Below are 18,941 nucleotides of genomic sequence, written 5' to 3'. Positions count from 1 at the left end.
ACTAAATTTCCTGAAAATTTATAGTAGAGCCTCTTATTTGTAATTGTACGGATACCCCCCCACTACGTTGCTGCAACTTCTACGGTAATCGGTTCCGTCAGCGGGCGCAGCGTTTCGGCGCTGAGCGGGATGTTGATCATTTCCGAGGGGATCATGCGGGCAATCCGTTTTTTTGCGAGCACCGTATTTCCCGATTTTACCGATACGGTAGAGTTTTGATAGATTGCGTCGACCCGCATAAAAAGATTTGCCCCGTCGGGTGTCTGCGTTAATACCTTGCGCGGCATGACATACCGGATACCGTGTCCAACTTTGCAGGGAACGGAAGCCGAGCTGCTTAGTGCGCCGAGCGCGTATAGCCCGGCGTGTTTACCGGCGGTTCTGCTTTCCCGTGTTACAAAGTCCACGATATCGTGGACGTGCAGCACATTTCCGCAAGCGAAGATTCCCGGTATTTCGGTTTGCATAGCGCTGTCAACCATCGGCCCATTGGTAACAGGATCGAGCTGCACGCCTGCTTTTATCGAAAGCTCGTTTTCAGGAATTAAACCTACCGAAAGGAGGAGCGTATCGCAGGGGTAATACACGTGCGTGCCTTCAATTTCGTTAAAGCGCGAATCGATTTGCGAAACGGTAACGCCTTCCAGCCGGTCTTTCCCGTGGATAAAGCTGATATTATGGCTCAAAAGAAGCGGGATGCCGTAATCTTCCAAGCATTGGGCGATGTTCCGGTTCAGTCCGCTGGAAAAGGGCATGATCTCCACAACGGCTTTTACCTTTGCGCCTTCAAGCGTCATACGCCGCGCCATGATCAGCCCGATGTCGCCGGAACCGTAAATAACAACTTCGCGACCCATGCGGCAGCCTTCCATATTCATCATCCGCTGCGCCATGCCTGCAGTGTACACTCCCGCCGGACGGTACCCTTTTACGGCAATCGCACCCGCAGTGCGTTCTCGGCATCCCATCGCGAGCACCACGGCGCCTGCGTGAATGGTTTTAAGCCCGTCCGTTGCCGCCGCGGTGATAACCCGCTTGGGCGAAATATCCAGCACCATGGTATTCAGCATCACCTGAATGTCCGTCTGTGAAGCCTGTGTGATAAAGCGCTGCGCATATTCCGGCCCGGTCAATTCTTCTTTAAATTCATGCAAACCGAAACCGGCGTGGATACATTGGTTGAGGATTCCGCCCAATTCACGGTCGCGTTCAATAATCAATATTTTTTTTACGCCGGCTTCCCGTGCGGCGAGGGCTGCCGCCAAACCTGCGGGGCCGCCTCCGATAACTACGACATCATATTCCATCATATTCTTTTTCCGATTAATCTGTTCGGAAACTTCCGTTTCTGAACAGATTACCTTGAATGCTTTGAGGAATCACCGCTGCGGCTTTTACTCTCAACGGGATTCTTTAATTTCCCCAGCACGATTTCCGTGCCTTTGTCCGATTTGGGGATGCTTTCCATCGGCAGCCGTAATTCCCTGCTGAGGATTTCCAAAACCCGCGGCGTACAAAAGCCTCCTTGGCAGCGTCCGGTTCCGGGGCGAACCCGCCGTTTAACCCCGTCGACAGTGCGCGCTCCCGCAGGGCGGCGGATGGCTTCGATGATTTCTGCTTCGGTTACCGTTTCACAGCGGCAGATAATCCGTCCGTAGAGCGGATTTTCCGCAATTAAGGTCGCCCGCTCCTTGTTCGGCATCGCGGAAAATTGACCGATGCCCTTTCGTCCGGTAATGACATGCGGCTTTTTTATCAGCGCCATACCCTCTTGCCGTAAAAGTTCCGCAACATATTCGGCAATCGCCGGTGCAGAACTCAAACCGGGAGATTCGATGCCTCCCGCATGGATAAATCCCTTTGCCTGTTTTGAAGCATAAATCATAAAGTCGCCGGTACTCGGGCGGGCGCGTACGCCGGTAAAAGTACGGATAGTCTTCCGGAAATCGAGCGAGGGCACCGCTTTTTTTGCCGAACTATCGATTTTATTCAAGCCTGCAAGCGTTGTCGAGGTATCCTCACGGTCGTCGATATCTTGTGCCGTAGGGCCTGCTAACAGGTTGTTATCGTAGGTGGGTGTTACCAGTACGCCCTTTCCCATCTTGGTCGGCGCCTGAAAGATGACGTGATGTACCAAATCGCCGCACACCTTATCCAGCACGCGGTATTCCCCTTTGCGGGGCAGAATTGTGTAATCGCAGTCGCCTATCATCGCGGCAATCTTGTCGGCATACAGACCTGCGGCGTTGATAACGTACCGCGCCGTAAAAACACCTTGCGGCGTTGTGACGGAAAAGCCGCTTTCTTGCGCCGAAGTTTGTGCAGTTACAGTTTGAGCTGCACCATCCCGTGTTTGAACGGCGGCGCCATCCGTCCCTGTGCCGCTCCCGATTTTTTTTATACCGGTTACCTCGGCATCGCATATCAGCTCAACGCCGTTTTCTACCGCATTTTCGATAAAGGCATACGTCATGCCAAAGGGACACACGATACCGGCAGTCCCGCAAAACAGCGCCCCCTGCGTTTCGGGTGAAAGATTCGGCTCTTCCGCTAATGTCTTTTCCCTATCCCACAGTTCAAGTTCCGGTACGCCGTTTGCAATACCTCGGTCATACAGTTTTTTGAGTTCTTCCATATCCTCATCGGAAAAGGCAACAACGAGCGAACCTATTTGCTTAAAATGAAATTGAAGCTGTGGGGCAAGGCGGCGTATCAGTTCGTTTCCCCGTACATTGAGGCGGGCTTTTACTGTTCCCGGTTTTGCGTCGAAGCCGCCGTGCACGATAGCGCTGTTTGCCTTGGAGGAACCTTCGCAAACCTCCGAATGCTTTTCCAGCAGCGCAACGCTCAGCCGGTACTGAGACAATTCCCGTGCAATAGCACACCCTACAACGCCCCCGCCGATTATAATCACATCATACATATTCTTCTTTATCTTCCTTGGCTGCACAAAATTTTAGATAAAATTTTGTGCAGTTTTTTTCCGAAAAGGTCAAACACATCAGATCTGTAATTCAAATACCGTAGAATGAGAGGAGGGGCAAGCATTTGAGACGCAAAGCGGCGAAATTCTGCTTGAACCGCCTCTCATTCTGCGGGCGTATATTTTCAAAAATCTGATGTGTTTGACCGATGCTAGCTGTCCCAATTCATGGCACGTGTTATCGCTTTTTGCCAACCTGCATAACGCTGTGTGCGCGCCGCTTCGTCCATTTGAACGGTAAACGCGCGGTCTACTGCCCAGTTGCGTTTAATTTCTTCCATGTCCTTCCAGAAACCTACTGCAAGTCCCGCCAAGTACGCGGCGCCGAGCGCGGTTGTTTCCAGCACCTGCGGCCGATGTACCGGCACGTTCAAAATATCGGCTTGGAACTGCATCAAAAAATTGTTGACTGCCGCGCCTCCGTCCACTTTTAGCGCTTTAAGCATAATGCCGGAATCCTTTTCCATTGCGGAAAGGACATCCCGCGTCCGGTAGGCAATCGATTCTAGGGTGGCGCGGACGATGTGTTCACGCTTTGCGCCGCGGCTCAAGCCTACAATCGCACCCCGCGCATACATATCCCAATACGGAGCGCCGAGGCCGGTAAAGGCGGGCACAACATATACGCCGTTGGTATCTTCCACCCGTTCCGCATAGTATTCCGTTTCTGCAGCGTCGTACACTAGCCTTAATTGATCCCGCAGCCATTGTACGGCAGCTCCCGCTACGAAGATGCTCCCCTCAAGCGCGTAAGACACCGTATCTCCGATGCCCCATGCGATTGTCGTTAAAAGGCCGTTCTGCGAAATAATCGGCGTAGTGCCGGTATTCATCAGCAGAAAGCAGCCGGTACCGTAGGTGTTCTTCGCCATGCCCGCATCGAAGCACGCTTGTCCGAAGAGTGCTGCCTGCTGATCTCCCGCAGCTCCTGCAATAGGGATATCGGCACCGCCGAAAGTATGCTCATCCGTATTACCGTATACACAGCTCGACGGCTTTACCTCAGGCAGCATCAAACGGGGAATATTCAATTCTTTAAGGATTTCATCATCCCATTGCAGGGTATTAATATTGAATAGCATTGTACGGGATGCATTGCTGTAGTCCGTCACATGCACTTTGCCGCGGGTTAAATTCCAGATAAGCCACGTATCGATATTGCCGAACAGCAGCTCTCCCCTATTCGCTCGCTCGCGCGCTCCCGCTACATTATCGAGTATCCATTTTATTTTTGTACCGGAGAAATAAGCGTCGAGAATAAGCCCTGTCTTTTGCCGTATGGTATCCGTCCAACCCTTCGCTTTGAGCTCATCGCATATCGAAGCGGTGCGGCGGCACTGCCACACAATGGCATTGTACACGGGTTTTCCGGTATGTTTATCCCACACGACTGTGGTTTCCCGTTGGTTGGTAATCCCGATCGCCGCAACCTCATCGGGGCGTGTTCCCGTTTCTTCCAATACCTGACGCGCAACACCGCTTTGCGTACCCCAAATTTCCATTGCATCATGTTCCACCCATCCCGATTTCGGAAAAATCTGGGTGAACTCCTGCTGCGCAGTTGCGATAATTGCTCCCGTTTTATCGAATAAAATAGCGCGGGAACTGGTTGTTCCCTGATCAAATGATAAAATGTACTTTTTCATACTACAGTATACTATAAGACGGTTCCGACAATTTTGCAAGTTCGGTATGTTTGTAAGTTCGGCATACACCCTTGAAATAAACGATGGAAAATTATATATGAGGATGTGCATCAATGATATGGGCATCTCTAAAAACTCAGTTAGATTTTTAGAGATGCCCGACGAGTTTTAATTTAAGTCTTTATATCGCAATGACTTAAATTAAAACATCGCAACTTAAATCTAAGGAAAACCCCTAAAAACTGAGGTTTTTAGAGGTTCCCATATGCGGCAGAATGTGAGATAAACGGAGGTTTCTATGAGCGATGTGTTAGCGGTTATCGATATGCAGAATGATTTTGTCAGCGGAAGTTTGGGTACAAAGGAAGCTCAGGCAATCGTTCAAAATGTTGTAAAAAGGATTGAGACCTTTAAGGGGGACATTGTTTTTACGCAGGATACGCATTCAAATTCCTATTTGCAATCACAGGAAGGAAGGTTTTTACCTGTTCAGCATTGCATAAAAAACACGGCAGGATGGGAGCTTGTCGAGCCGGTTAAAAAACTCATAATCGGGCAAGTCTATGAAAAACCTACGTTCGGTTCACTTTCGTTGGCGGAAGCCTTAAAAAATTTAAATAAAAAAACACCGATTCATTCTATTACGCTGATAGGATTATGTACGGATATTTGTGTCGTGTCGAATGCGCTGCTGTTAAAAGCTTTTTTCCCCGAAGTGCCCATTCATGTTGATGCTGCTTGCTGTGCAGGAACAACGCCCGAAAATCACAAGGCGGCGCTGCAGGTTATGCGTATGTGCCAAATTATTATCGAAAATGAATAAAGAGGCTTATTGAGGTTATGGATTCTACAATTAAATTGCTCCCTGCCGATGCGGTTCACACGGTGTATGAACGGCTGAGGCAGGAGAACCCCGACCCGCGGAGCGAACTGCATTGGAAAAATGTCTACACACTGCTGGTTGCCGTAGTTCTTTCCGCACAGGCGACCGATGTCGGGGTAAATAAGGCAACGGCGCCTCTTTTTGAAAAGGTAGATACGCCGGAACAAATGCTCGCCCTCGGTGAAGAGGGGTTGAAAGGCTATATCAATTCCATCAACTTATACCCGACAAAGGCGAAGCGGATTATAGCGCTTAGCCGAATTTTGATCGAGCAATATCATTCGGAAGTGCCGCATGACCGTGCCGCATTGGAGAGTCTCCCGGGCGTTGGGCGGAAAACGGCGAATGTTGTGCTGAATGTAGGCTTTGGAGAACCTGCGATAGCGGTCGACACGCATATTTTGCGGACTGCTCCGCGTATCGGGCTGTCGAACGGAACAACGCCGCTGGAGGTGGAACAGGATTTACTGCGCATAACGCCCGAAGAATTTTTGCTGGATGCTCACCATTGGATACTGCTGCACGGCCGATATGTCTGCAAAGCCCGCAATCCCGATTGTGCAGGATGTAATCTCAATGATGTATGCCTAAAAAACGGGGTGACAGTTCTGTCTTAAATCTATAAAAAATGAATGCTTGACAAGAGCATTTTCAACGTGTAGGCTATAAATTAAAGTTAATGCTACCATTATATAGGAGCTTTTGGGGCTGCCAAAAACTGCTGTTTTTGAACGGTTCCCTTAAATTTAACTCCCAAATATCTTAATTATAAGGATGTATTATGAAAAACGCAGTGATTAAAGGGGCGAGCTATACGTTAGCATACAGCCCCGATCTGTTAAAACGGAACGGTTCAACTCAAACCGCAGCGATTGCGAAAGATCCTGCGGATCCCTATATTGCCGCTATTCCGTCTCATTTAAGAACTTTTGAACAGGCTGTTCAATATCCTCCCAATCAAGTGTATATCGGGAATAAAAAGCCTGAAGATTTACCCAGTATTCCCGAACCGTGGTTTAAGTGCACGGAAAAAGCCGAGCGCTTCGGGCCGTTCGGTGAAATTGCAACTCAAAAAGAACTCTATATTTTGATGAAGTACGCCGACGTTTTTGAACTGGTATACTTAACCGAAGAATTTACTAAAGAAGCGGCAACAATTATCCAAAATCATCCGCTCATGAAGGACAAGGCGATCGCGTTGGGCGAAGGCCATCCGAAAGTCGATATAGAAAAATTGGTGCAGTCTCACATGGCGGAAGGTTTATATGACAATGACGTGCTGGTCGGCTGCGTTAAACAAGCGCATGACACCGACCCGAACCTGAGCGCTCATACGATGTTGGAAAACCTTGTTACTAAGGGAACCGGTATTTTAACCGCATGGCATCTTGCAGAACTGGAAGGCATTAATGCGGCGGACATCGACTATATTATCGAGTGTTCGGAAGAAGCTGCGGGCGATGTAAACCAGCGCGGAGGCGGAAATATCGCAAAATCGGTCGGCGAAAAAGCAGGCTGTGTCCACGCTACCGGCTGCGATATCCGCGGTTTCTGTGCAGCGCCGGTACATGCCTTGGCCAATGCGGCAGCGCTTGTGCGGTCGGGCATCTTTAAGAACGTAATGGTTGTTGCCGGAGGTTCCGTACCAAAGCTCGGCATGAACGGTAAAGACCACGTAAAAAAAGATATGCCGCTCATTGAGGATATGGTCGGCGGTTTTGCCGTTTTGATTACGGAAGACGACGGTGTAAACCCCGTTATCAATACCGATGTCATCGGTAAGCATACGATTTCTTCCGGTTCTTCTCCGCAGGCGGTTATGACGGCGCTTATCTACGATCCGCTGAATGCGGCGGGGATGAAGATTACCGATGTCGAAAAATTCGCGGCGGAATTGCAGAACCACGAAATTACCGCTCCTGCCGGAGCCGGTAATGTGCCGGAAGCGAACACGAAGATGATTGCCGCGCTTGCGGTTATGAAGGGGCAGCTTGAACGCGCGAAAATTGCGGAATTTGTAAAGCAATACGGTGTGGAAGGTTTTGCACCTACTCAAGGGCACATTCCCTCCGGCGTTCCGTTTATCGGCCATGCGCGGCGGGATATGCTCGCAGGCAGTCTACACCGTGTGATGATTATCGGAAAGGGCAGCTTGTTCCTCGGCCGTTTGACAAACCTCTTTGACGGTTTAAGCCTTTTAATCGAAGCGAACAACGGCAAGGGAAGTGCCGGTGCTGCGGGCGGCGCCGGTGAAGCGGAAATTAAGAAGATTGTAGCCGATGCTATGCGCGATGTCGCTGCCCGTATTTTAGCGGAGGACGGAGCAAAATGAGCAGTACGAAACAACAACTGGCCGATGCATTCAGCTTGATGGCGAAGGGACTGGAAACAGGCGCCTTTGCGGAAGCTTTCCCGGTCGGCTTAACCGTTCCCGGCAGCGAGCACGGAGAAGCGGAGCTTATCCGCGCCGCAAAACTTGCCGCAAAGGCGAACCCCGGATTGGATATTGTGCTGATCGGCGGCCCAAAAACCGAGGGATTCCGCTGGTACGAAGCGCCGACGCTGGAAGATGCCCATCATAAAATGGAAGAATTGTTTAAAACGGGCGAAATAAAAGCCGCGGTAACAATGCACTACACTTTCCCGCTCGGCGTTACGACAATCGGAAAGGTGGTAACGCCCGGCTTCGGCAAAGAAATGTTTATTGCGTCCACCACCGGCGCCTCCGATGCCGACCGATATAAGGCAATGCTGTTAAACACCTTTGCCGGAATTGCCGTTGCAAAAGCAAACGGTATTGAAACTCCGACGGTCGGGCTTTTAAACATCGACGGCGTTGCAACGATTGAAAAAGCGCTGTTAAAGCTGCAAAAAGCAGGCTATCCGATACGCTTTACCGAATCGCACCGCGCCGACGGCGGCGTACGTATGCGCGGAAACGATTTGCTGCAGGGCACGCCCGATGTGATGGTCTGCGATACGTTAACCGGCAATGTGCTGATGAAGCTTTTCAGTTCCTTCTTAACGGGCGGCAGCTACGAAGCCTCCGGTTCCGGTTACGGCCCCTGCGCCGGTAAGGATATGACCGATGTCGTCGCGATTGTCTCCCGTGCGTCCGGGGCTCCGGTTATCGCCGCCGCTCTGGCATATTCCGCACGGAGCGCTCAAGCAAACTTACAGGCGCTGTGCCGTGCCGAGGTGCAAGCTGCCGAAAAAGCGGGTTTACAAGCCATACTCGATTCCTTAGGTGCTGCAAAAGAAGCGAGCGCCGAAACGGTAGCGGTGCCGCCTAAAAAGGCCGTTACGGAAGAAATCCACGGCATCGACGTTATCGATATAGAAAACGCCTGCAAGACGCTCTGGAAAGAGAACATCTATGCGGAAGCGGGAATGGGCTGTACCGGCCCCGTTATTCTCCTCGCCGGAGAAGATGCCGAAAAAGCGCGTAAGATTTTAACCGCAGCGAACTATATTTAAAAAATCACAGTAAGCCTCCCGTGTTGGGGGATGATGGGGATGTCGCAAAAGTTGGTTACTTTTTCGCCATCCCTCATCAGCATAGCTGATAACGAGTTTAAAATTAAGTCTTTGTACAATAATAACTTAATTTTAAACATCGCAGTTGAATCTAAGGAAACTGTCCAAAAACTGTTACGCAATCCGCTTTAGCGGATATACAAATCATTTCCTTACAGAAAAAGCCGATAGGCTTTCAGTTTTTGGACAGCACCGTTACCGAAATCACCTGCCACGGACGCGGTGCTGCTTTTTTAGCGGATGGAAACGTAACGGTTATCGACATCGGCGGGCTGGATATCAAGGTGATTGTGCTGCAGAACGGGAAGGTGCTCGATTTTGTGATGAACGACAAATGCTCTGCCGGAACAGGCAAGTTTTTGGAAGTCATGGCAAATCGGCTCGGGCTTTTGCTGCCGGAGATGTTCGATTATGCCGCCAAAGGAAAAGAAGTAAAAATTTCTTCCATTTGTACGGTATTCGCCGAAAGCGAAGTTATCTCCCTGATGGGGAAAGGAACCCCGCGAGGCGTTACCGCAGGCATTCGGCGATGTGTATTTATCTCAGAAAAATAGGCCTAAGGCGATGGACTACTTCAATATGGTGGTTGCCGACATTCACGGCATTCGCCCCGCCGAACTGGTAGCATTCCAGAAAAAAGGCGGAAAAGTAGTCGGCAGTTTCTGTATTCACGTGCCGGACGAAGTGGTCATTGCCGGAGGTGCCATTGAGGGACTTCCGTATCTTCACATTGAATCGGATTATTCGCAAGGCGATGCCGGTCAGTTTGCTACAAGAATAGAAGCCTTTTTGGAACTGGTCCGTGAGAAAATGTAAGCGTAAAGAAATAGCTTGGGGAAAAAGAATAAACTTCCCTATGCAGGGCTTCCGCATTATAGCACCTACCCGGCTTTTTTACGGCAATGTTCCCGTTTGTCGCTCAGATGCTGCTTATGACAAAGCGGTGTATCCTTTGATTTCTCGCTACCTATAGGGGCATGCCGCGAACTGATGCCCAATGCGCTTACAATACTGAAAGACGTGTAGGAGAGATGGACAGTAGAGTTACTCGATCGTGTATTCGATAAAACCTTCGGCTTTCCGTTTGATAATTTCGCCGATTCCCGCTCTGACGGTTCGGATATTTTTGTACTGTATATCTTCCATACCCTGTCCCGATAGTGCATTGTGGCACAACGCTATATCCGCATCGAGTTCCGTAAACTCATTGTCAAGGTTTTGAAAATATTGTACGACGTCTCCGGCGAACACGATTTCGATTTCCACCGTGTCCCCCGTTTCTTTGCAGTAGTTTTGGTAATTCGTCAATTTATTTTGCAATTTTGAAATTAACCGAAGCTTTTCTATTCTGAATAAAACTTTATAGTGCATAGCGGCAGAACTATATAGTGCGGTTCCGCATCTGTCAAGCCGATTTTGAAGAGCTAACCATTGTAGATGTGGCCTATAAAGCACTCGACGATAGCTTTATTCTCTTTGTTTGTTTATTTGATCCTATCGGCAGCAACAGAGCTGTTTATACATTTGAAAATATCTGTGTTGAGGACAGCTGTAGAAATCAACAAAGGTGTTCGGCATGTAGCCGGTTACGGCAGATAATAATTTCCTCGTATTTTTTCTTTTTTCTTCTTAAGTGTTTTGCGATAACTCCGATATATGTAATAAGCACAGTGAAAAGGTTGCGCACCTTTCAGTGTGTTACGTTCTTCTGTGTCGGATAGCAGAGGATCTGGAAAATAATTATTGACATATCGGCAGGGATGCCGTGACGGACACCGTAAGGTAAAAAACTCGTCAAAAATCGCCGAAGGAGTAGCAATATGATCATTAATCACAACATGAGCGCTATGTTTGCACAGAGAACTGTTGGACAGACCAACGTATCTACTCAGAAAAACATAGAAAAACTTTCATCCGGTTTACGCATCAATCGTGCAGGAGATGATGCTTCCGGCTTAGCAGTTTCCGAAAAAATGCGAAGCCAAATCCGCGGCTTAAACAGAGCAAGTGCCAACGCTCAAGACGGCATTTCCTTTATTCAAGTTGCAGAAGCCTATCTGCAGGAAACAACTGATGTTATGCAGCGCATCCGTGAATTAAGCGTTCAGTCTTCAAACGGTATTTACAGTGCCGAAGACCGCTTGTACATCCAGGTTGAAGTATCTCAGCTTGTTGCTGAAGTTGACCGGATCGCAAGTCACGCACAGTTCAACGGTATGAATATGCTTACCGGCCGTTTCGCTCGTGAAACAGGAGAGAACACTGTTACCGCTTCTATGTGGTTCCATATCGGCGCCAACATGGATCAGCGCGTACGTGCGTATGTCGGTACAATGACCGCCAAAGCACTCGGTGTTCGCGACATTGGTGACGAATCGATTCTTACTATCGATACGCCTGAAACAGCAAACCGTGCAATCGGTACCCTTGATGAAGCCATCAAGAAGATCAACAAGCAGCGGGCTGATCTCGGTGCATACCAGAACAGACTCGAAATGAGTGTTGTGGGTATCAACGTTGCAGCGGAAAATCTCCAAGCTTCGGAATCACGCATACGTGATGTTGACATGGCTAAGGAGATGGTCGAATACACCAGAAACCAGATCTTGACGCAGTCCGGTACGGCAATGCTTGCGCAAGCTAACCAGCAGACACAAAGCGTGATGTCGCTGTTGCGCTAAGAGCATTAGATAGTGACGGAAAAGGTTGCCTCCTACTAGGAAGCAACCTTTTTTTTTATTATAATCCCCCTCGTTATACATTATGCGCCAGCTTACCGAACTTGATGTTTATATTTTAAAGCAAGAATTTCCGCAGCTCAGCTTGACCGAAGACCCCGATATTGAACGTTATTTTGAATTCCGTTCTTTGAATAGGCAAGGGGAGGCCTTACAGCTCTATAATACTAAACTGGTACGCCGGTATCCCGATGATAAGATGCGGGTACTGCTGATGACGTATTATCGGAAACGTGATTATCGCTTTCATATCTTACTCACCGATTCGCTTGCTAAACTTGCCGATAGAACTATTGTTCAGGTAAAAAGAGTTATCGTTTTTTTTGCAGACACCATTACGCCGCTGAAGCGTGCGGAAGTTTATACGATTATCAAAGTATGTGAAAAAGTCATTAATGCTATTTCGCCGGATCGTTTTGCCGCTATCAGCTTTACCGAAAAATATGTCCGTTATGCTGAAAGGCTCAAGTATCATGCAACCGATATGCACCAAGCTGCCGATATTATCCGTATGTATATTACCGACACGATTTCTTCGGTACGGGAATACCGTGAGGAACAAAGCCGGAAAAACGATTTAGAAAAAACACGTAGGGCGATGCAAAAGGAAAAAGCCTCTGTCGTCGATTTTTCAAAGATTGTTTTTACAAAAGAGCAGATCGCCGCAATTACGATTCCTTCTTCCATAACTCGTATTGAAGATAAAGTGCTCGCGTATACAATAAAATATTGGGATCACTATGCCGATGGGGCTTTTGAAAATATAGTGCTTTTATACAGCAGGAAGTACGGTACCAATCATTATGCTGTTTTCCATGCGCTAAAAATAGGCCGAATCCGCAATTGGAAAGATGAAGAACTGCTACATGCGGTGCTCGCGAATGTGGCGCAGGGATACTACTATAGTATTATGGGGGATTTATATTTACAGCGTGCATGGAAGCAGCTCAAACTTAGAATGGAGCCTCCTGCGCCGCAGGTAAAAGCACAGCCCGCATCGGCTCCCAAAAAAGCTAAGCGGGTAAAATGTCCAAAACAACGGGACAAAAAAACGACGGCTGAAAAAAAGGCATCTCAAATAACCGACACCACATTTGAATCAGTAGTTGAAACCTCACCGTCTAAATCCGAACAAACAGCCATAGAAAGTGCTTCGACTCAAATATACCCTATCAATTCGCCGAAGGAATTGCCCGTGTCCATCGCCGAAACGGTGAAAAAAATAACGGGGAAGAGCTATGGCGTTTACCGCGATCTTTTTTTTAAAGAGGTTCGTTCGGCGATCCGTCCAATACTCCAGCATTCGGCGGTACAAAAATTGTCGTTCTTCGGCACTGAGCAGAATAATGCTGAAAATATTATCTATCACTTTTTAGAAACCAATTACGATAATCCCTATCAGCAATGGCAGGGCAGCAAGGAACAGGCCGATGTAATAGCGCAAGGATTCCGTGTCGATAGCCTTGAACCGATAATCCGCCTTTGGGCAAAAGAAAACGTTTAAAAACGAATGAGGATGTCGAAAAAGCAGCCGATTTTTGAGACATCCATGGAGAATATTATATGAAAGAAATATCGCTTTCCGAGGCAGTCGGGCATGTATTGTGCCACGACCTTACTCAGATTATCGTAGGAGTGTCGAAGGATGCCCGATTTAGAAAGGGGCACATCGTAACCGAGGAGGATATTCCGGTGCTCCGCTCGATGGGCAAAGAGCATCTGTTTGTCTGGGAAAAGACCGAAAACCTGCTGCACGAGGACGAAGGGGCGGAGGTGCTTGCCACGGCGGCGATGGGGGCAAATCTGGAAAAGACCGCTCCCAAAGAAGGCAAGATCGAGCTGAAGGCAACGGTTGACGGTATGCTGAAAATCGATACCGATCGGCTTTTTGCAATCAACAAGCTCGGTAAGGTGATGATTGCAACGCAGCGCAATTATGTGCCGCTCAAGAAGGGGCAAACGGCGGCGGGAATGCGGGTTATTCCGCTCCTTATCGAAAAAGAAAAAATGGCCGAGGTTGCTGCAATCGCTGATGCTTCCAATCCGCTGATGTCCGTCATCCCTTACAGTGTTAAAACTTGTACCATTCTGGTAACCGGACATGAAGTCTTGACAGGGGTGATTAAGGATACGTTCGCACCGGTTGTTCAGGCAAAACTGGCGGATTACGGCGTGGAAACACTCAAAACGGTGAATACCGGAGACGATGTTGAAACCATTACGGCGGAGATACAAAAGGCCGTACAGGCTGGTTCCGATATGGTGCTCTGCACGGGGGGCATGAGCGTCGACCCCGATGATAAAACCCCCGCCGCCATCCGCGCAAGCGGCGCGCGCATTGTCAGCTACGGTGCGCCCGTCCTTCCCGGCGCGATGATGCTGTTAGCCTACGCGGGCGATGTTCCCATCGCGGGGCTTCCCGGCTGTGTAATGTATGCCAAGCGCACCGTCTTTGACCGGCTGCTGCCGCGTATCCTTGCCCGCGACCCCATTACCGTTGAAGATATTGCGCTCTTGGGAGAGGGCGGCTTATGCCCGTAACCGATACATCCCTGACTGCCGGAAGCACGGTTGCCGGGGATGAAGCCGCTGCCGGTAATGTCCGAACCGATAGAGGCGCCCAAAACGACAGCACCGTCCGGTATAGAGCCGCCGTTATCTGTGCGTCCGACCGGTGTTTTCAGGGGGTGCGCAAAGATGAAAGCATCCCTATAATAGCCGAAATACTTTCCGGTCAAGGATATGAGATTACCGCTTCTGCGGTACTTCCCGACGAATACGAAGCGCTGCGGGCGGCGATGATGAGCATAGCCGATGAAAACAGCGCCGATCTGATTATTACGACGGGCGGAACGGGGCTGGCTCCCCGCGATATAACCCCCGAAGCGACCGTTGCGGTTATCGACCGCGCCGTTCCCGGTATTCCCGAAGCGATGCGTGCGGAAAGCATGAAAATAACACCGCATGGAATGCTTTCCCGCGGTATTGCAGGCATACGGAAACGTACGCTGATTATCAACCTTCCCGGAAGTCCCAAGGCGGCAAGGGAAAATCTTGCCTGTGTTTTGCCCGCCTTGGATCACGCTCTTTTGGTGCTTACCGGCGGCACGCAGGACTGCGCTGCTGCCGAAGCAAATATATCTAAGAAGCGCCTCTAAAACGCCGAAGTTTTTAGAGGCGCTCAAAACATGTTTAGGAAACCGCTAAGAGGAATACCTTTAGGGGGGGGCGTAAATACGAAAGGAGTATCTTATGAAGAAAACTATTGTAGCGCTGCTTATCGGCAGCATCATATTTGCCCCGCTTTGTGCGGGAGGTAGCAAAGAAAATGCCGCCCCTGCCAAAAAGACTGAAATTCTGATTTCGGCAGCAGCCAGCCTTACAAACTGTATTCAAGATCTTTCGGCCATGTATACCGAAAAAAATCCGCAGGTAACCATCACCTCGAATTTCGGTGCATCGGGAGCTTTGCAGCAGCAGATTGAACAGGGCGCACCTGCAGACATTTTCTTTTCCGCCGGTATCAAGCAGATGAATGCACTGAAGGAAAAGGGCATGATGCTCGATTCAAGCGTAAAGAACATCCTCGAGAATAAAGTTGTTCTGATTACCCCGAAAAACGCGGCAACCGTTGCGTCTTTTGAAGCACTCGCCGGAGATTCCGTAAAGAAAATCGGCGTCGGCGAACCGAAATCAGTACCGGTCGGGCAGTACACCGAACAGGTTTTTCAGAACCTCGGCCTTACCGATAAGGTTGCTTCCAAGCTTGTCCTCGCAAAGGATGTTCGCGAAGTTCTTTCGTGGGTTGAAACGGGCAATGTCGATGCGGGTGTCGTATACGAAACCGATGCGAAGATCAGCAAAGATGTTACCATCTGCGCCACCGCTCCGGAAAACAGCCATAAAAAGGTTATCTATCCGATCGGCGTTGTAAAGGCAAGCACGCACGCAGCCGAAGCTCAAAAATTCGTCGACTTCCTGTTCTCCGATGCTGCACGGGAAGTATTTGCACGCTACGGATTTACCGTTCTGTAAACGACTTTAACCGTTTTAGGTACCATATTTAAAATTAAGTCATTTTTGTTATATAGATTTAATTTTAAACCTGTTAAACCTGTCGGGAATGTCGAGAAAGCAACCGACTTTTGAGACATCTCCATATCTAAAGATAGTATTTTAAATTATGTTTGATTACTCGCCGCTCTTTATCTCGCTGCGCGCAGCCGTCCTTTCCGGTATTTTCGTATTCATACTGGGAACGGCAGCGGCGCGGCTCTGCTTAAATATACGAGGTAAGTTACTCGTTCTTATCGATGTGCTCTTTACCTTACCGATGGTACTGCCGCCGACCGTGCTGGGTTTTTTTCTGCTCGTTATATTCGGGAGAAACAGCCCACTCGGTATGCTGCTTGCAAAAGCGGGAATTTCACTCATATTTACGTGGCAGGCAACGGTTATCGCCGCAGTTGTCGTGTCATTTCCGCTGATGTACAAGGGGGCAAAGGGCGCGTTTGAGCAGGTAAATGAAGATCACGTATGGGCGGCGCGTACTCTCGGCATGAGCGAATTTTCCATCTTTGTCCGCATTATGATGCCGGAAGCGTGGCCGGGAATCCTTGCAGGGCTTGCATTGAGCTTTGCCCGCTCGCTTGGAGAATTCGGCGCCACGCTGCTGGTTGCGGGAAATATCCCCGGCCGCACCCAAACCATTCCGATGGCTATCTACTTTGCGACCGCCGGCGGCGACATGCACACGGCGTGGGTGTGGGTCGGCGTTATTACCGCCGTTTCCTGCGCGTCGCTTTTTATTATGAATATGTTTTCGAGGGAAAAACGGGTATGAAGCTTGAAGCATCGATTGTAAAAAAGATGAAGGGCTTTACGCTTGACGTTAGCCTTTCCGCGGCGCAGGGCGAAATTGTCGGCTTGCTCGGAGAATCGGGCGGCGGAAAATCCATGACGCTTAAATCCATTGCCGGTATTCTAACGCCCGATTCGGGCAGAATTATCTTAAACGAGCATGTTCTTTTCGATTCCGAACGGAAAATCAACGTACCGGTACGGGATCGGAACGCCGGCTACATGTTCCAGTCGTATGCGCTCTTTCCGTATATGACAGTGCGGGAAAACATTTGCTGCGGAATAAAAGACCGGAACCGCAAAAAAGAGATTGCCGATCATTTTTTGGAGCTTTTGCACATTACTCCCTTTGAAAGCCGCTATCCTAAGGAGCTTTCCGGCGGGCAGCAACAGCGGGTTGCCCTCGCACGCCTCCTCGCAGCCTCTCCTTCGCTGATTATGTTGGACGAACCGTTTTCCGCCCTCGATAACGAGCTGAAAGATTCCCTGCAAGAAGATTTAAAAGCAACCCTCGAACGCGCCGCTTGTCCCGTCCTCTTTGTCTCTCATAATAAGGATGAGGTTGAACGGTATTGTACCCGCTCGCTTTTCATCAAAAACGGCAGAATAACGGAAACCGAAGGCGCAATTTAAATTCTGCACGATTTTTAAAACTTCCCTATAGCAGCCATATTTCGGATTTTTGCCTTGCCCGAAAGCCGAAAAATAGGTATCATATTCAGCATGAAAATTGCAGACAATTGTTTGGTTACCCTTGAGTATACCTTAAAAGATGATGACCAAAAGGTTTTGGATTCATCGGAACAGATGGGACCGCTGGATTATGTCCACGGTTATCGGCAGCTTATTCCCGGCTTGGAAAAAGCGCTTGAAGGGCGGGAAGCGGGCGAAAGCTTTTCTCTTACGGTAGCGCCGCAGCAGGCTTACGGCGAAATCGATCCTCGCGCCGTTTTTGAAGTAAGCCGTGCACAGTTCCCGCCCGACACACAGTTGGAAGTCGGTATGGAATTTGAAACAAGCGGCCATCACGTGGTGATAACCGGCATCGACGGAGACATTATCACGCTGGATGCAAACCATCCGCTTGCCGGTAAAACACTGCACTTTGATATAAAGGTTGCCGGTGTGCGGGATGCTACTCCCGAAGAACTTGAGGAGGTTCAAGCGTCATTCGCGGGCGGGTGCGGAAGCAGCTGCGGAACCGGCGAAGGCGGCTGTGGCGGGTGTTCAGGCTGCCATTAAGTCCCATACGCTATGAATAAAAAGCAGGATGCACTGGTGCCGGTTTTCGGTGCCTTGTGCTTTTTCCTTTCAGCTATTGAATTTGTCATTCCCAAGCCGCTGCCGTTTTTGCGGATAGGACTCGCAAATGTTCCGCTGATGCTGGCGCTTGACGTACTGTCGTTCAAGGCGTTTTTACTGCTGACGATGATAAAAATTCTGGGGCAGGCGTTTATCAGCGGAACGCTCTTTTCTTATCTTGTTTTGTTTTCCGCAGCGGGAACAATCGGGGCGGCGCTTACAATGTATGCGCTGCATAAGATTCCCCGTAAGGTCTTATCGCTTGCTGGAATCAGTATGGCAGGGGCTTTTGCATCGAACTGCATACAGCTTTTTATCGGGCGCTTCTTTGTTTTCGGAGAGGGTATCCGCTATATGGTACCGCCGTTCCTCTTTATCGGTGCGGTAACGTCCTTGCTCCTCGGCATTTTTTGCGAAAATTTTGAAGCTGAATCCGAATGGTATGCCCATATACGGGATGCAGATGCTCCGTTATACGTGCAGTTACCCGGCGATACAAATCGAGCCCCTCATCCAAGGATTCGGCTGATAACCGGTTTTACCTTGCTGGCAGCGCTCCTTTTTATCCCGGGCTTACCGGCAAAAGCGGTTATTTTTTTTGCGGGATTTTTACTCTGTCTTGCGGAAAAACAAAAAATATATTGGATACCGCTTTGTGTTTCAACGGCGGGGATTGTCATCTGTCATGTTTTTATTCCGGTAGGAAGAGAACTTTTCTTAATAGGGAACTTTCCCATTACAAGCGGAGCGCTGCTGAACGGTTTGGAAAAAACCGTTGTTCTGCAGGCGATGATCTTTCTTTCGCGGTGGACGCTGCAGGTGCGGATTCGGATTCCGGGTACGCTCGGCATGGCGCTCGATGAGTCTCTCTACATATTTAAGCAGTTGCTTGAATTTAAAGATAAAATACGTTCCCGGCATATTATCACAAGTATCGACGAGCTGTTGCTCGGTCTTCCCTATATCGTAAAACAACCGAGAGACGTATAAAA

At 49.2% G+C, this 18,941-nt stretch carries 19 protein-coding genes; 15 read left to right on the top strand and 4 right to left on the bottom strand.

Translation table 11 applies throughout. From position 1 onward, the window contains the following. Positions 1–62: 62 nt before the first annotated feature. The 3 genes from HMPREF1222_RS04980 to glpK form a co-directional block, all read right to left on the bottom strand. On the bottom strand, positions 63–1,328 hold the full coding sequence (locus HMPREF1222_RS04980; RefSeq protein ID WP_342302560.1) for an NAD(P)/FAD-dependent oxidoreductase: 1,266 nt from the start codon (positions 1,326–1,328) through the stop codon (positions 63–65). A gap of 29 nt (positions 1,329–1,357) precedes the next feature. Further along, complete coding sequence (locus tag HMPREF1222_RS04975; protein ID WP_016518472.1) at positions 1,358–2,923, bottom strand: NAD(P)/FAD-dependent oxidoreductase; 1,566 nt, start codon at positions 2,921–2,923, stop codon at positions 1,358–1,360. A gap of 212 nt (positions 2,924–3,135) precedes the next feature. Beyond that, positions 3,136–4,629 carry a glycerol kinase GlpK gene (gene glpK / locus HMPREF1222_RS04970; RefSeq protein WP_038076526.1) on the bottom strand — a complete coding sequence of 498 codons (1,494 nt, stop codon included), beginning with the start codon at positions 4,627–4,629 and terminating at the stop codon, positions 3,136–3,138. A gap of 298 nt (positions 4,630–4,927) precedes the next feature. On the opposite strand from glpK, the gene HMPREF1222_RS04965 reads away from it, so the two are divergent. The 6 genes from HMPREF1222_RS04965 (at position 4,928) to HMPREF1222_RS04940 (ending at position 9,865) form a co-directional block, all read left to right on the top strand. Beyond that, complete coding sequence (locus HMPREF1222_RS04965; RefSeq protein WP_016518470.1) at positions 4,928–5,452, top strand: cysteine hydrolase family protein; 525 nt, start codon at positions 4,928–4,930, stop codon at positions 5,450–5,452. A 17-nt stretch (positions 5,453–5,469) separates the two neighbouring features. Continuing rightward, positions 5,470–6,129 carry an endonuclease III gene (nth, locus tag HMPREF1222_RS04960; protein WP_016518469.1) on the top strand — a complete coding sequence of 220 codons (660 nt, stop codon included), beginning with the start codon at positions 5,470–5,472 and terminating at the stop codon, positions 6,127–6,129. Positions 6,130–6,293: 164 nt separating this feature from the next. Next, positions 6,294–7,844, top strand: a complete 1,551-nt coding sequence (grdC, locus tag HMPREF1222_RS04955; RefSeq protein ID WP_016518468.1) for a glycine/sarcosine/betaine reductase complex component C subunit beta — start codon at positions 6,294–6,296, stop codon at positions 7,842–7,844. Continuing rightward, positions 7,841–8,989 carry a glycine/sarcosine/betaine reductase complex component C subunit alpha gene (gene grdD, locus HMPREF1222_RS04950; protein ID WP_016518467.1) on the top strand — a complete coding sequence of 383 codons (1,149 nt, stop codon included), beginning with the start codon at positions 7,841–7,843 and terminating at the stop codon, positions 8,987–8,989. Before grdC ends, grdD begins: the two co-directional genes overlap by 4 nt. Before the next feature lie 242 nt (positions 8,990–9,231). Beyond that, the gene (locus HMPREF1222_RS04945) at positions 9,232–9,603 is read left to right on the top strand and encodes an acyl-CoA dehydratase activase (protein ID WP_016518466.1); all 372 of its coding nucleotides are present in this window, start codon (positions 9,232–9,234) and stop codon (positions 9,601–9,603) included. Between the two features lie 25 nt (positions 9,604–9,628). After that, positions 9,629–9,865 carry a 2-hydroxyacyl-CoA dehydratase gene (locus HMPREF1222_RS04940; protein ID WP_244870118.1) on the top strand — a complete coding sequence of 79 codons (237 nt, stop codon included), beginning with the start codon at positions 9,629–9,631 and terminating at the stop codon, positions 9,863–9,865. Between the two features lie 228 nt (positions 9,866–10,093). Here the strand turns inward: HMPREF1222_RS04940 and HMPREF1222_RS04935 are convergent, their stop codons facing one another. Further along, complete coding sequence (locus HMPREF1222_RS04935) at positions 10,094–10,420, bottom strand: DsrE family protein (protein WP_016518464.1); 327 nt, start codon at positions 10,418–10,420, stop codon at positions 10,094–10,096. A gap of 449 nt (positions 10,421–10,869) precedes the next feature. On the opposite strand from HMPREF1222_RS04935, the gene HMPREF1222_RS04930 reads away from it, so the two are divergent. The 9 genes from HMPREF1222_RS04930 (at position 10,870) to HMPREF1222_RS04890 (ending at position 18,939) form a co-directional block, all read left to right on the top strand. Continuing rightward, positions 10,870–11,730, top strand: coding sequence for a flagellin N-terminal helical domain-containing protein (locus HMPREF1222_RS04930; protein WP_016518463.1), 861 nt, complete (start codon positions 10,870–10,872; stop codon positions 11,728–11,730). 82 nt (positions 11,731–11,812) lie between these two features. Next, on the top strand, positions 11,813–13,291 hold the full coding sequence (locus HMPREF1222_RS04925; protein ID WP_016518462.1) for a hypothetical protein: 1,479 nt from the start codon (positions 11,813–11,815) through the stop codon (positions 13,289–13,291). A 59-nt stretch (positions 13,292–13,350) separates the two neighbouring features. Beyond that, positions 13,351–14,328, top strand: coding sequence for a molybdopterin-binding protein (locus tag HMPREF1222_RS04920; RefSeq protein WP_016518461.1), 978 nt, complete (start codon positions 13,351–13,353; stop codon positions 14,326–14,328). Next, positions 14,319–14,945, top strand: coding sequence for a MogA/MoaB family molybdenum cofactor biosynthesis protein (locus HMPREF1222_RS04915; protein WP_016518460.1), 627 nt, complete (start codon positions 14,319–14,321; stop codon positions 14,943–14,945). The genes HMPREF1222_RS04920 and HMPREF1222_RS04915 overlap by 10 nt, the downstream gene beginning before the upstream one ends. A gap of 94 nt (positions 14,946–15,039) precedes the next feature. After that, positions 15,040–15,822, top strand: coding sequence for a molybdate ABC transporter substrate-binding protein (modA, locus tag HMPREF1222_RS04910; protein WP_016518459.1), 783 nt, complete (start codon positions 15,040–15,042; stop codon positions 15,820–15,822). Between the two features lie 148 nt (positions 15,823–15,970). Beyond that, positions 15,971–16,630, top strand: a complete 660-nt coding sequence (modB, locus tag HMPREF1222_RS04905; RefSeq protein WP_016518458.1) for a molybdate ABC transporter permease subunit — start codon at positions 15,971–15,973, stop codon at positions 16,628–16,630. Then, positions 16,627–17,280 carry a sulfate/molybdate ABC transporter ATP-binding protein gene (locus tag HMPREF1222_RS04900; protein ID WP_016518457.1) on the top strand — a complete coding sequence of 218 codons (654 nt, stop codon included), beginning with the start codon at positions 16,627–16,629 and terminating at the stop codon, positions 17,278–17,280. Before modB ends, HMPREF1222_RS04900 begins: the two co-directional genes overlap by 4 nt. 90 nt (positions 17,281–17,370) lie before the next feature. Beyond that, positions 17,371–17,889: an FKBP-type peptidyl-prolyl cis-trans isomerase gene (locus HMPREF1222_RS04895; RefSeq protein WP_016518456.1), complete on the top strand. Its 519-nt coding sequence runs from the start codon at positions 17,371–17,373 to the stop codon at positions 17,887–17,889. Between the two features lie 12 nt (positions 17,890–17,901). Then, entirely contained in the window at positions 17,902–18,939 is a 1,038-nt protein-coding gene (locus HMPREF1222_RS04890; protein WP_016518455.1) for a Gx transporter family protein, read from the top strand. Positions 18,940–18,941 lie beyond the last annotated feature (2 nt).

It is taken from the genome of Treponema vincentii F0403, from assembly GCF_000412995.1.
GTDB lineage: Bacteria > Spirochaetota > Spirochaetia > Treponematales > Treponemataceae > Treponema > Treponema vincentii.
The sequence above is the reverse complement of the archived record's forward strand: the minus strand, read 5'-3'. Positions and strand labels throughout refer to the sequence as shown.